At 38.5% G+C, this 12,431-nt stretch carries 13 protein-coding genes and 1 pseudogene; 5 read left to right on the plus strand and 9 right to left on the minus strand.

Annotated elements, in window-relative coordinates; translation table 11 throughout:
* Positions 1–150 precede the first annotated feature (150 nt).
* Positions 151–1,107, plus strand: a complete 957-nt coding sequence (locus HOO54_RS13735) for a DUF1385 domain-containing protein (RefSeq protein ID WP_172296168.1) — start codon at positions 151–153, stop codon at positions 1,105–1,107.
* 40 nt (positions 1,108–1,147) lie between these two features.
* Positions 1,148–1,534, plus strand: coding sequence for an SA1362 family protein (locus HOO54_RS13740; protein ID WP_172296170.1), 387 nt, complete (start codon positions 1,148–1,150; stop codon positions 1,532–1,534).
* On the opposite strand, the gene HOO54_RS13745 is transcribed toward HOO54_RS13740, so the two are convergent.
* From HOO54_RS13745 to HOO54_RS13755, 3 genes are all read right to left on the minus strand, one after another.
* Positions 1,531–2,403 carry a patatin-like phospholipase family protein gene (locus tag HOO54_RS13745; RefSeq protein ID WP_172296172.1) on the minus strand — a complete coding sequence of 291 codons (873 nt, stop codon included), beginning with the start codon at positions 2,401–2,403 and terminating at the stop codon, positions 1,531–1,533. The two genes, HOO54_RS13740 and HOO54_RS13745, sit on opposite strands and share 4 nt — an antisense overlap.
* A gap of 107 nt (positions 2,404–2,510) precedes the next feature.
* On the minus strand, positions 2,511–2,939 hold the full coding sequence (gene mntR / locus HOO54_RS13750; protein WP_172296174.1) for a transcriptional regulator MntR: 429 nt from the start codon (positions 2,937–2,939) through the stop codon (positions 2,511–2,513).
* A gap of 80 nt (positions 2,940–3,019) precedes the next feature.
* Entirely contained in the window at positions 3,020–3,856 is an 837-nt protein-coding gene (locus HOO54_RS13755) for a lipoate--protein ligase family protein (protein ID WP_172296176.1), read from the minus strand.
* A gap of 176 nt (positions 3,857–4,032) precedes the next feature.
* Here HOO54_RS13755 and HOO54_RS13760 point away from each other — a divergent pair, with 176 nt between their 5' ends.
* From HOO54_RS13760 to HOO54_RS13770, 3 genes and pseudogenes are all read left to right on the plus strand, one after another.
* Entirely contained in the window at positions 4,033–4,413 is a 381-nt protein-coding gene (locus tag HOO54_RS13760; RefSeq protein ID WP_172299555.1) for a rhodanese-like domain-containing protein, read from the plus strand.
* A gap of 192 nt (positions 4,414–4,605) precedes the next feature.
* A pseudogene (locus tag HOO54_RS13765) lies at positions 4,606–4,828 on the plus strand (plasmid recombination protein); the annotation flags it as partial.
* Positions 4,829–5,144: 316 nt separating this feature from the next.
* The gene (locus HOO54_RS13770; RefSeq protein WP_172296178.1) at positions 5,145–5,351 is read left to right on the plus strand and encodes a hypothetical protein; all 207 of its coding nucleotides are present in this window, start codon (positions 5,145–5,147) and stop codon (positions 5,349–5,351) included.
* A 97-nt stretch (positions 5,352–5,448) separates the two neighbouring features.
* Here HOO54_RS13770 and HOO54_RS13775 read toward each other — a convergent pair whose 3' ends face one another.
* The 6 genes from HOO54_RS13775 to gcvPA form a co-directional block, all read right to left on the minus strand.
* On the minus strand, positions 5,449–5,700 hold the full coding sequence (locus HOO54_RS13775) for a YesK family protein (RefSeq protein WP_172296180.1): 252 nt from the start codon (positions 5,698–5,700) through the stop codon (positions 5,449–5,451).
* Positions 5,701–6,281: 581 nt separating this feature from the next.
* Positions 6,282–7,163 (minus strand): glycine betaine ABC transporter substrate-binding protein, encoded by an 882-nt coding sequence (locus HOO54_RS13780; RefSeq protein ID WP_172296182.1) that lies wholly within the window; start codon positions 7,161–7,163, stop codon positions 6,282–6,284.
* Positions 7,163–8,017, minus strand: coding sequence for an ABC transporter permease (locus tag HOO54_RS13785; protein WP_172296184.1), 855 nt, complete (start codon positions 8,015–8,017; stop codon positions 7,163–7,165). Before HOO54_RS13785 ends, HOO54_RS13780 begins: the two co-directional genes overlap by 1 nt.
* A 2-nt stretch (positions 8,018–8,019) precedes the next feature.
* Positions 8,020–9,276 carry a glycine/proline betaine ABC transporter ATP-binding protein OpuAA gene (gene opuAA / locus HOO54_RS13790; protein WP_172296186.1) on the minus strand — a complete coding sequence of 419 codons (1,257 nt, stop codon included), beginning with the start codon at positions 9,274–9,276 and terminating at the stop codon, positions 8,020–8,022.
* 344 nt (positions 9,277–9,620) lie between these two features.
* A complete protein-coding gene (gene gcvPB, locus HOO54_RS13795) occupies positions 9,621–11,084 on the minus strand; it encodes an aminomethyl-transferring glycine dehydrogenase subunit GcvPB (RefSeq protein WP_172296188.1) in 1,464 nt (487 codons plus the stop codon).
* On the minus strand, positions 11,077–12,423 hold the full coding sequence (gene gcvPA / locus HOO54_RS13800) for an aminomethyl-transferring glycine dehydrogenase subunit GcvPA (protein WP_172296190.1): 1,347 nt from the start codon (positions 12,421–12,423) through the stop codon (positions 11,077–11,079). Before gcvPA ends, gcvPB begins: the two co-directional genes overlap by 8 nt.
* Between the last annotated feature and the right edge of the window lie 8 nt (positions 12,424–12,431).

Here is a 12,431-nt window from a genome sequence, read left to right on the forward strand (position 1 = left end):
GGTATACTTTTATTAGATTTGACACAGTTGTAAATGAATTTGATAATTTTTTTCAAGCCATCGATCTAGAGGTTTCATCACTTTTCCTGTACAATAGGTGTAAGGAAATGGTTAATGATTTTAAAGATTGATACAGATAGGTTGATGCTTATGTCAAATCAAAAAAACCAACAGCGAGCATACGGTGGGCAGGCTGTTGTTGAAGGTGTTATGTTCGGAGGCAAACGCCACTATGTCACGGCGATTCGCAGAAAAGATCAAAGTATTGAATTTTTCAAACTGCCGCGCAAATCAAATCCGACATTTGAAAAGTTAAAGAAAATTCCTTTTATTAGAGGAATTATCGCAATTGTCGAAGCAAGCGCAAATGGAACCCAACATTTGAACTTTTCAAGTGAAAGATATGATCGTGATCCTGCGTTAGATGGTCAGATCCAAGAAGAAAAACAGTCAAAACTGGCGATGATTTTTGGTGTTGCTGTTATTGGAGTGCTTTCATTCCTGTTCAGCAAATTTATATTCACCTTGGTTCCCGTCTTTTTAGCGGAATTTACTCGACCTATATTTCAGTCCGATGTTGCACAGATTATGATCGAGAGCTTGTTTAAGCTGGTTCTGCTTTTAAGCTATATTTACGTGATCTCATGTACACCTTTTATTAAAAGAGTATTTCAGTATCACGGAGCTGAGCACAAGGTCATAAACTGTTATGAACAAAATTTGCCAATAACAGTTGAAAATGTCCAACGTCAGTCAAGACTTCATTACAGATGTGGCAGCAGTTTTATTTTGTTTACTGTGATCGTGGGCATGTTTGTTTACTTGCTTGTTCCTACTGACCCTCTCTGGGTCCGCATTTTAAATAGAATTGCTCTAATACCAGTTGTTCTTGGGATTTCATTTGAAGTACTGCAGCTCACCAATAAAGTGAGAAATATTCCTGTGCTTAAAGCACTCGGCTATCCCGGTCTTTGGCTGCAGCTCTTAACAACAAAAGAGCCATCTGATGATCAGGTGGAGGTTGCAATTGAAAGTTTCAATGAACTTCTTCATATGGAAACCAAAGCAGAGGACGAACAGAAGGAACCTTCTCATATCGTAATATAAACTTTAACGAATTGGTTAATTTTTTGGGAGGTGGACAGTTATGAAGCAACGCGTACATCCAGTCTCAAGCTTAGTTATTGCGCTTGGTATTTTCGGTTTTGTTTATTTCGCAATTACAGAGCCAGGTCTTTTGCTCCAGTATATTCTCGTTACTGCCGCAGTCGGTGCAATCATTTACTTCGTGATCAAACGACTGAATAGTCGAAATACGGGAAATGAGGGAGCCGCTTTTAGAAAGGCAGCCAAACAATCAAACAAGCGTTTTCAGGATCATAAAAAACGCTCTGTGAAAAGCCGCGGCAATCATCTCAAGAGTGTACCGTCAGCCAATAAATCCAAACCGGGATTAATCAAAAAAAAGAACCATACCCAGCTGACAGTGATTGAAGGAAAAAAAAGCAAAAAGAAAAACAGAGCGCTTTTTTAATACGTCCACTGTTTCAAAAATATTTCTGTTCGTTTTTTCCCTAGCTCAATAAGAGCTAGTTTTTTTTCTTTTGAAACTGTAAATTCTGTTGATACGATTTCTTCAACAGGTAAAAAAATAATGTTGCGCTCGTGTTTACTGGAGATATGTCTGGCATCATGAGCTTCTTTCATCGTCTCAAAAAGTGCTCCGAACAGTTCAAATGCATTATTGACGACATTTTTAGGCTTTTCCTTTATGTTCGGCATTAAGGTCACACCTAATACCGGCCGCTTTTTATCAGGAAAGAGCCAGATCGGAAAATTACTGAGCACTCCGCCATCTACAACCACGCTGACACCAGCCGATGATTTCAATTTGACAGGTTGGAAAAAATAAGGAATACTGCAGCTCATCCGCACGGCTCTTGCGACTGAAAAGCGATCTGGATTCAAACCGTATTTCGTTAAGTCGTCAGGAAGGACAATCATTCTTCCATTTGTTATGTCAGAAGCAATCAGCTTTAGTTTTCCTTTTTCAAAATCACCAAACACCGAAATACCTTTTGCTTTTAATTTTTCTGCTATCCAACTCTCCAGCTTATCACCATTATATAAGCCAAGCCGCCAATAAATTGAAACCCATTTTAAAATTTTTAAAGGATAAAATGAGTACCGCTGATCAAGGAGTTCAAGCTCATTTAATTCTTCTATTATTTGACGGATCTCCAGACTCGTATATCCAGCTGTTATGAATGATGCAATAATCGAACCAGCGCTCGTTCCAGCCAGCCTTTTAAAACGGAATCCTTTTTCTTCAAGTGTTTCATAGGCTCCTACAAGCGCTATCCCTTTCATTCCTCCACCTGAAAATACCCCGTCTATGTACATGTGTCGTTTCCTCCTCTTAAAAAGTTGGATCTAACACCATTCTAAGAAAAGGACAGAAAAAAAAGACCACATTAAAAAAGCTGCCTGGTCATTCGGCAGCTTTTTTCCTAGCGATTTTCTTGTTCATTTCTTTTTTGAACGCTTCTTAGTTCATCGGTTCTTTTATGGTCATCTTCAAAATATTGTACAAGATCTCCAATCCGATCAATGCTGTTCCAGCTTAAATGATGTTCAATTCCTTCCACATCATTGTAAATTCTCTCTTCTTCAACACCAATGATTCGTAAAAACTGTTCGAGTAATTCATGTCTGTAAACTAAACGCTTACCTATTTTTTTCCCTTTCGGCGTCAGTACAAGACCGCGATACTTCTCATATATCAAATATTCGTCTTTATCAAGTTTTTGAACCATTTTTGTAACGGAGGAGGGATGGACAGCTAAAGCTTCGGCTATATCTGAAACTCTGGCATATCCTTTTTCTTCTATCAGCATATAAATTTGTTCTATGTAATCTTCCATACTCGGCGTTGTCATGAAACCCCTCCAAATCACACCTTTTCAAATCACTACAAGTTTACACTATGATCATGTAAAAAACAAGCAAACATAGATCTTTATCTTTTATAATTCCATTCATCTGACGCATATTTTTTTTGGGCTAAATCCTCGACAAACCTCATTTCTTCCTCTGTTAGTTCATAAGGCTGCAAATTGATGTTCAACCCTTTTTCAAATCCTTTTTTAAATGCTAATACTGCTTCTTCAATGTTGACTTTTTGTGAGCTTAATTGATTAATGGCGACTGCTTTTTGTTTAAAGTTTCGCTGCAAGCGTTCTCTCACCCGATCATTTTGATAAAGAAACAAATCAAAGAGCATATCTTCATCTAAATCAAGCAGAATTGACCCATGTTGGAGAATGACACCTTTTTGCCTTGTCTGAGCGCTGCCTGCAACTTTTCTTCCTTCAACAACAAGCTCATACCATGACGGCGCATCAAAACAAACCGATGATCTTGGGTTTTTCACACTTTGCTTTTCTTTTTCTGTTCTCGGAATCGCAAAGTAAGCCTCAAGCCCAAGCTTTCGAAAACCTTCAAGAACACCCTCAGAAATCACTCTATACGCTTCTGTTACCGTCTTAGGCATTTCAGGATGCTCTTCAGACACGATTACACTATAGGTGAGTTCTTGATCATGGAGAACACCTCTGCCGCCAGTTGGTCTTCTTACAAAGCCCAAACCGTATTTTTTGACAGCTTCTAGGTTGACCTCCTTTTCAATGTTTTGAAAATAACCGACAGAAAGTGTCGCCGGGTTCCAACCGTAAAATCGAATAGTCGGTGGAATCTGATTTTGACTGTGCCAGTAAAGCAACGCCTCATCAAGTGCCATATTAAAAGCTGGAGACTGTTTTCCTGAGTTAATAAAACGCCATGTTTCTTTTTCCATATCCTACCCTCTTTTTTTTCGGTATAAAATTAGTCTATCATTCCTTGCTAAAATTGAAAATAAATTCGGCTAACTAGATGACATATCTCCGAGCCTTTACTATAATAGTACTTGTCTTAAGATAAAACTATCCCATCTTCCGGGATGATTTCAAAAGGAGTCGGATCAGATTGTCTATTAGCAATATTATCGTCCTCAGCATTTCCGCTGCACTGATTATTTACGCAGTGGTTTCATACATTTACCAACAACGAATTATGAAGACCTTGTCAGAAGAAGAATTTCGAGCTGGTTATCGTAAGGCTCAGCTTATTGATGTACGTGAACCGAAAGAATTCGATGGCGGTCATATTCTTGGAGCGAGAAATATCCCCCTTTCTCAACTGAAACAAAGGAAAGTGGAAATTCGCCCAGACAAACCAGTTTATCTTTATTGTCAAAATAACATGAGAAGCGGGCGTGCCGCACAAACTTTAAAAAAGTACGGTTGTAAAGAAATCTACAACTTAAAAGGCGGATTCAAAAAATGGGGCGGAAAAATTAAAACGAAAAAATAACAAAACAGCTATCTCAAATTGAGATGGCTGTTTTTGATGCTTTTGCTCTTAGAATTTCTTTTATACTTTAAAAATCGTTTTACTTTGGTTTTTGGTAAATCCCTCCACCCCTCGTTTCTGACGTCCCAGTTTAGTACATTTCTTTTTTATTTAAAAGTGTCCCGGCAATCCCCGTCTCGAATGGTGGTTTTTGTGAGTTTTGCAGTTGTACGAATGCAGAAAATGAAGTCTCATGATTTGGATTCATAATCAAAGAGAACGAGAAAGTAAAACGAATCCTGACATTGATAAAGAACGCTCACATCAAAATGATGATTTGGTGAATGCCGAGAGTATTAGCTACAACGAACGTGTGAAGGAAATGATTGAATCGCAGACAGTTGGAACGAGGAAAGACGCTGTACTCGTTAAAAAGCAAACAAATTCCCTAATTTTTATTCATCCACACTTTTAAGATGAAATGATATCTATAATTTATAAAAAAGTGAAATTTATATGTGAAAATTTTAAATGACATTGATTTTATATGATTACTTTTCACTTTAAATAGTAAGGCGTACATCAAGTCCAATTATCCAGAGATTAATACACCGTCTCAATAATAAAAAAAGGAGGAAAAAACTATGGATGAGAAAAAGCCTACAATTGAAGGGAATCTGATGAAAGAATAAGCATTCAAAGTGGTATGTGTCAGCCTATTCGTAACGGATATGGATGAGTTAGTATTTCAAATGGAAAATATAGATGTTGAGGAAAATCAAGATGGCATTTCCACACAAGCTTGGTGGACTGCTAATGGTTGTTCACCCAGTGGATATCAACACTGTGGTGGAAATTGTGGTTACGGTCTTGACCATGGTGGTGATAGCCAATTAATGCAACAGACAGATGTTACTCCGTATTTGGCGACGGAGATAATTGCTGCGATAAAGAGTTAGTTTCTTGCGTTGATGGGCATACAACTTGGGCAGCAGCAGGAATAAGAGCATATTTTGGACCACAAGCATTATTTTGCTAAATTCAAAAATTTAATTATTATTTTTCCGTTACAAATTTATACATAAATATTATATATAAACAAATTGTGGCCAATAACATTCCAAGTCCAATCACACCTAGTCCCATGCCAGACCAACCACCTATTATAAGGGAAATTACTAAACTTAAACCAACGAAAATTAAAGTTATATTTGTTGCCCGTATTGAATTTTTCACCATAAACATACTAACAATAAATATCAAAGTATTAGATAAAAAGCCTATCCCAATAGGAAGTAATATATCCATTTAACCACCTACCCATTTAGAATGTGTTCATTATTAACGATAAATGAATTTGACAAAAACCTCAAAGGGATTTTGTCAATTAAAATGTCAATACAACTTTAAAAGATACATATGTGAAAAGGTTGCAATAGATGGCGGTCTAGGGGTATGCCCTCTTTTCCTTTCCCATTTATCCGCGGAAGGAATATCCAGAAGTTTTGCCGGAATCTGAGGCGACACTAGCCTTAATGGCTCTAGAAAGTGTTTATGTTAAATGAGTCATATAACAGCCTCGGCATGAAGTGATAAAACCTAAATTTAGGGGCTGATTATTTTTTGTTAATTTACAATGTGATATTAAACTTCATAAAAAATGGTGACTTTTTGCATTTCAGATAGCGCAAAATAACATCAAGAGGAACAGTCCTTACACTTGACTATACTCTCTCCGGAAGAGGCTTATCAACATGAATCAGGGAGAATGGCGAGAGCCTGTAGAAGCAAGGAGCGAGCTCCGAGGAAGAATCGAGGATCGCCCGCGGAAAGCGAGGAAATTCCCATACAAAAAACCGGTGAATCCTAAATTCACCGGCTGCTGTTCATTATTTTTTCAAATCTTCAATTGAGTTGATATCTTTCATATACTTCGGCACGACTAGTCCAATTTTTACACCTTTCATGCTTACACCGACATCTTCAAACTCACCTTTGTATTTTTCAGCATATGCTTTGTGTGTTTGTGGTAACCATGCTGCAAGTGAAGCATCAATACTTCCGTCTTTAACTCCTGCCCACATTGGACCAGCTTCTACTTGACTGAGTGTTACTTTGTAACCTAAATCTTCAAGTACTTTGCCGACAACATTTGTACTGGCAATTTCACTATCCCATGCAACATAGCCAAGCTTAATCTCTTCGCCGTTTACTTTATCAACACCTTTTGTCCATTTTGCAACAAGGTCTTGATGTTTTTTTACAAAGTTAGCTGCAGCTTCTTCCGGTTTTTTACCATCCTGAATAGCAAGCATGACTTCACCCATATCATCCTCTGTCCAACTGAATTGACTTAACAATTTGTTGGCACCTGGATGATCCGCTTTAAATCCTTTACGTGTAATTGTATGAATTTCTTCTGCATCACCATATGAACCTTTTGGATCTTTCAAATACTTCAAGTCGTACTTTGAGAACATCCAATGCGGTGTCCAGCCAGTAATGATGATTGGTTCTTTTTTATCGTAAGCCTTTTTTAAAGCAGCCGTCATCGCTGCACTCGATCCTGAGGTTAACTTCCATTTCTTCAGGTCATAGTCATTTAACGCCTGCTCAGTTGCCGTCATAATCCCTGCACCAGGGTCAATACCTGTGATTTTATGGTTTACTTGTTCACCTACTGAAGCATTTTTATCGGTATTGTTTCCACAAGCTACCAAACCTAACATCAGTGTTGTTGCAGCGCCAATTCCTGCTATTTTTTTCCACATTATGCATTCCTCCTGTTTTTCTTCATTTTTATATTTTGTGTAATCCGGTCAAGCACAATGGCTATAATGACCATTGCCAACCCGGTTTCTACACCGACTCCTGTTTTTACCTGTGTCACAGCACGATAAACTTTTTCTCCAAGTCCTTCTGCTCCGACCATTGAAGCGATAACCACCATTGACAATGCAAGCATAATACTCTGATTTATACCTGCTAAAATGGTTTTTGTTGCAAGCGGCAACTGAACTTTGAAGAGCCGTTGGCTTGTTGTTGAACCAAATGCTTCTGTTGCTTCAATCAGATCTTTAGGTACTTGCTGAATCCCTAAAATCGTCATTCTAATGGTTGGAGGCATTGCAAAAATAACCGATGCAACAATACCTGGCACAACTCCGACGTTAAAAAAGAAAATCGCCGGTATCAAATAGACAAATGCAGGCATCGTTTGCATCAAATCAAGGATTGGTGTAACGATTCTTTGAACCAGCTTCTTTTGCGAGCCCCAAATGCCGACCGGAATCCCGATGATAACCGAAATCAGAACAGATGTCAGAACCAATGCTAATGTTTGCAACATATCATCCCAATATCCTAAATAATCAATAACAGAAAACCCAATAAAAGTAAAAAGAGCAATTCCTTTTGTACTAATTAACCAAGCTAAAGCTGCAAACAGGATAATTAGGATTAACGGCTCAACAACCCCAAGTCCTTCAACAATCTTTTGATAAAATGCTTCCAATCCTTTGGAAATGCTGTCAAATATGCTTCCGAACGACATGGTCATCCAATCAACAGATTTGTCGATCCATTCTGCTAAAGGAATTCTGGGAAGTGAAGAAAAACTCCACATATTTATTTCACCTCCTGCAAAACAGCTTCTTGTTTGTTAGCTGATTCATGATGTGCATTAATATATTCGTCATTACCAGCAAGAGCACCAATGAGGGCTCCCCTGACAATAATCCCTTTCATGCGATGTTTTTCATCAATAACAGCAATCGGGATACTCGCATCTGATACCATTTCAAAAATATCAGTCAGAATCGTTTCTTGTTCGACTGTTTTGATGTCTGTTGAGATCACTTGATCAAGAGGTAAACCTTTCTCAGTTGCTTCCTTTGCTGTTGCAGCATCAATTGCTCCGATCAAGCGATTATGTTTATCAACAACATAAATTGAAGAAATACCTAAGTTTTTCATTAATTCTAGTGCAACGCGAGGTCCTTTATCAATTCGCACAGTTTCCGCACGTTTCATAATGTGACCAGCTGTTAATACTTTAGATAAGTCCACATCTTCTACAAATTTTTCAACATATTCGTTTGATGGATTCATTAAAATTTCTTCAGGTGTACCGATTTGAACGATATTACCGTCTTTCATTAACGCAATACGATCACCAATCCGTAAAGCTTCATCAAGGTCATGTGTGATAAAAATAATCGTTTTCCCAACAGATTCATGTAAGTCGAGCAACTCATCCTGCATGTTTTTACGAATGAGCGGATCAAGAGCACTGAATGCTTCATCCATGAGCAGAACATCGGGATCATTTGTCAATGCGCGAGCAAGTCCAACACGTTGTTGCATGCCACCGCTTAGCTGATTAGGATACTGGCTTTCATACCCTTCAAGACCAACGAGTTTAAGGGATTCGAGTGCCTTTTCTTGCCGTAAGTTTTTTTTAACACCTTGCAGTTCTAGCCCATACTCCGTATTTTCAAGGATTGTCCTATGTGGGAACAAAGCGAAATTTTGGAAAACCATACTGATTTTTTTTCGACGTACTTCTCGGAGCTGGTCTTTGGACATATTTGTTATCATGTCACCATCTATATAGATATTTCCAGCAGTCGGTTCAATCAATCGATTTAACAGCCTAACTAATGTTGACTTACCGCTCCCAGATAGACCCATGATGACAAATATCTCACCATCGTAAACATTAAATTCTGCTTGATTGACGCCAACGGTTGATCCGGTTTCTTTCAGGATCTCTTTTTTCGTTTTTCCGTCAGCAAGCATTTGTATCGCTTTTTTTGTGTGTTTACCAAAAACTTTGGATACTTTTTCTACTTTTATCTTAATTGGTTGTTCACCTACACTCATATTGTCCCTCCAATATTTAAGCAATCCTTTATAGCCTAACATTTATAAGTGGTACCACACAAACTTCATATTTTGTTTCATATCTTCATATACTTTCTTTGTGGCTTTCTATTCTTCTTTATACGGCTAAATGCTCTGTAATCCTCTATAATCAATATATATCAGACGATAAATAGCGACTTTTTAACTAGTTTTGTCAAAATAACTTGAATTATGTTGGTTATTTTTACCCATTATAAAAGTATTGTTTTTCTGGATACTTCATAAATAAGGGGTAACCAATCGAATTTTTGATAATTGGTCACCCCTTTTTTAAAAAAATCTACTATACAATTCTTCTTTCATCAATTTTCTTTAATAAAGCGGAGCATAGGTTGGCGTGCCGCTTTTGTTTCATCCATTCGCTTAACAACCGTTGTGTGCGGAGCTTCTTGAACAATTTCAGGCGTTTCTTCCGCTTCCTTTGCAATTTGGATCATTGTATCGATAAAGGCATCAAGCGTTTCTTTCGATTCAGTTTCTGTCGGTTCAATCATCATACATTCTTCAATATTAAGGGGGAAATAAATTGTAGGTGGATGGAAACCAAAATCCAAGATTCGTTTGGCGATATCCAATGTTCTCACCCCAAGTTTTTTCTGCCGCTTACCAGATAAGACAAATTCATGCTTGCAATGACAATCAAATGGCAAATCATAATACGGTGCTAATTTTCGCATCATATAATTCGCATGTAAAACAGCATTTTCTGTAACCTCTTTCAGCCCATCAGGACCCATTGAACGAATATATGTGTATGCTCTTACATTAATACCGAAATTTCCGTAGTAAGGTTTGACTCTGCCAATTGATTGAGGGCGATTATTGTCAAATGTGTAATGGTCGTTTTGTTTCACTAATATAGGTTTTGGCAAAAACGGGATAAGCTCGTGTTTTACACCAACAGGACCTGATCCAGGTCCTCCGCCTCCATGCGGACCTGTAAATGTTTTATGAAGGTTTAAATGGACGACATCAAAGCCCATATCTCCAGGTCGTACTTTACTGAGAACAGCGTTTAGATTTGCTCCGTCATAATACAGCTTCCCCCCAGCTTCATGGACAATCTCGGCCATTTCTAAAATATTCATTTCAAAGAGACCAAGTGTATTCGGATTTGTCAGCATGAGAGCTGCTGTTTCTTCATTGACGACTCGTTTTAAGTCTTCTATATCAACAAGACCGTCAGCATTTGACTTGACAGTAACTGTTTCAAGTCCAGCAACTGTTACAGATGCCGGATTTGTGCCATGAGCAGAATCGGGAACAATGACTTTCGTTCTTTTCACATCACCGTTTGCTTCATGAAAAGCACGGATCATCATCAGACCTGTCCACTCGCCATGTGCACCTGCAGCCGGTTGCAGTGTAACCTTATCCATCCCAGTGATTTCCTCTAGATGCTCACTCAAATCATATAACAGCTCTAAAGCCCCTTGCACAGTATGTTCATCCTGAAGGGGATGGATAGCAGAAAAACCAGGGATTCTTGCAATTTTTTCATTTAGTTTAGGATTGTATTTCATCGTACATGATCCAAGTGGATAAAAACCCGAGTCTACACCATGGTTGCGGTTTGATAGTGCTGTATAATGCCGCATCATATCAAGCTCAGATACTTCAGGCAACTGTGCTGGCTCAGCCCTCTGATATGTTTCATCAAGAAGGCTTGATAGATCTGTTTCAGGGACATCAAGTTTTGGCAGACTGTAACCGATCCGCCCTTCTTTTGATACTTCAAAAATAAGCGATTGCTCCTGATTATTCATGATCATCCCCCAATTCCTTGATGAGTGTATCAATTTCATTTTTCGTTCGAAGCTCTGTAACAGCGATCAGCATATGGTTTTTTAAATTGGGAAATGTCCTACTTAAGTCATATCCACCAATGATTTCTTTTTTAAGAAGACGTTCATTTGCTTTGCTGATAGGTTCGTTTAGCTTAACAACAAATTCGTTAAACATCTGACCATGATAAACAACTTCAAGACCTGCCTGTTGAGCAGCTTGTTTGGCATATGCTGCTTTTTGCATGTTTTGCCAAGCGATTTCACCGATACCCTTTTTGCCGAGTGCTGTCATGGCCACTGAAGCAGCAAGTGCATTAAGGGCTTGGTTAGAGCAAATATTTGAAGTCGCTTTATCACGCCTGATATGTTGTTCCCTAGCTTGAAGTGTTAAGACAAAGCCTCTCTTGCCATTTTCATCTTCAGTCTGACCGACTAGACGTCCAGGAACCTTTCTCATCAGTTTTTTTGTGACAGCAAAAAAGCCGCAATGTGGTCCTCCAAAAGACGCTGGAATTCCAAATGGCTGTGCATCTCCAATAACAATATCAGCTCCAAATCTTCCCGGCGGTGTTAGAATCCCTAGAGCTAACGGATTGACAGATACGACAAACATGCTTTTTCCTTTGTGAGCAATTGGTTCAATTTCTTTCAGCGGTTCAATCTGACCAAAAAAGTTCGGATATTGGACGATCACAGCAGCAGTTTCATCACAAACAGCTTGATGAAGAGCATCCAGATCTGTTATTCCATTTTTTGATCGCACTTCAACTACATCGATGTACTGCCCTTTTGCATATGTTTTCAAAACCTCTCGAGATTCTGGATGGACGGTTTCAGACACAACGATTTTTTTCTTTTTCGTATGCCCTGCGGCAAGCATTGCTGCTTCTGCCAATGCTGTTCCGCCATCATACATCGATGAATTGCTAATATCCATACCTGTTAACTCACAAATCATGGTCTGAAATTCAAAAATGGCTTGGAGTTCCCCTTGAGAAATCTCAGGCTGATATGGTGTATAAGCTGTATAAAACTCAGATCTTGAGATGACATGATCAACAATAACGGGCTGATAATGATCATAGACACCCGCTCCCAAAAATGAAGCGTATGCGTCTGCATGTTTATTTTTAGCAGCTAGCTTTTGCAACTCTTTCATCAGTTCTGTTTCAGATTTTGCTTGTTTTATCTGATATTCACCTTTGAATCTAACCCTCTCCGGTATATCTGAGAAAAGATCATCGATTTGATTAACTCCGATCGCCTCAAGCATGTCTTTTTTATCTTGAGTGGTTGTTGGCAGGTAACGATGCTTCATCTTCATTC

It is taken from the genome of Bacillus sp. WMMC1349, from assembly GCF_013155385.1.
In the GTDB taxonomy this organism is placed as follows: Bacteria; Bacillota; Bacilli; order Bacillales; family Bacillaceae; genus Bacillus.

What these genes read in the sequence shown, in the direction of transcription:
- HOO54_RS13785 (WP_172296184.1), bottom strand. Translation starts at nt 8,017, where the DNA reads ATGTGGAGTTTTTCTTCACTTCCCAGAATTCCTTTAGCAGAATGGATC.
- opuAA (WP_172296186.1), bottom strand. Translation starts at nt 9,276, where the DNA reads ATGAGTGTAGGTGAACAACCAATTAAGATAAAAGTAGAAAAAGTATCC.
- HOO54_RS13770 (WP_172296178.1), top strand. Translation starts at nt 5,145, where the DNA reads ATGGAAAATATAGATGTTGAGGAAAATCAAGATGGCATTTCCACACAA.
- mntR (WP_172296174.1), bottom strand. Translation starts at nt 2,939, where the DNA reads ATGACAACGCCGAGTATGGAAGATTACATAGAACAAATTTATATGCTG.
- HOO54_RS13745 (WP_172296172.1), bottom strand. Translation starts at nt 2,403, where the DNA reads ATGTACATAGACGGGGTATTTTCAGGTGGAGGAATGAAAGGGATAGCG.
- HOO54_RS13755 (WP_172296176.1), bottom strand. Translation starts at nt 3,856, where the DNA reads ATGGAAAAAGAAACATGGCGTTTTATTAACTCAGGAAAACAGTCTCCA.
- HOO54_RS13775 (WP_172296180.1), bottom strand. Translation starts at nt 5,700, where the DNA reads ATGGATATATTACTTCCTATTGGGATAGGCTTTTTATCTAATACTTTG.
- HOO54_RS13740 (WP_172296170.1), top strand. Translation starts at nt 1,148, where the DNA reads ATGAAGCAACGCGTACATCCAGTCTCAAGCTTAGTTATTGCGCTTGGT.
- gcvPA (WP_172296190.1), bottom strand. Translation starts at nt 12,423, where the DNA reads ATGAAGCATCGTTACCTGCCAACAACCACTCAAGATAAAAAAGACATG.
- gcvPB (WP_172296188.1), bottom strand. Translation starts at nt 11,084, where the DNA reads ATGAATAATCAGGAGCAATCGCTTATTTTTGAAGTATCAAAAGAAGGG.
- HOO54_RS13735 (WP_172296168.1), top strand. Translation starts at nt 151, where the DNA reads ATGTCAAATCAAAAAAACCAACAGCGAGCATACGGTGGGCAGGCTGTT.
- HOO54_RS13780 (WP_172296182.1), bottom strand. Translation starts at nt 7,163, where the DNA reads ATGTGGAAAAAAATAGCAGGAATTGGCGCTGCAACAACACTGATGTTA.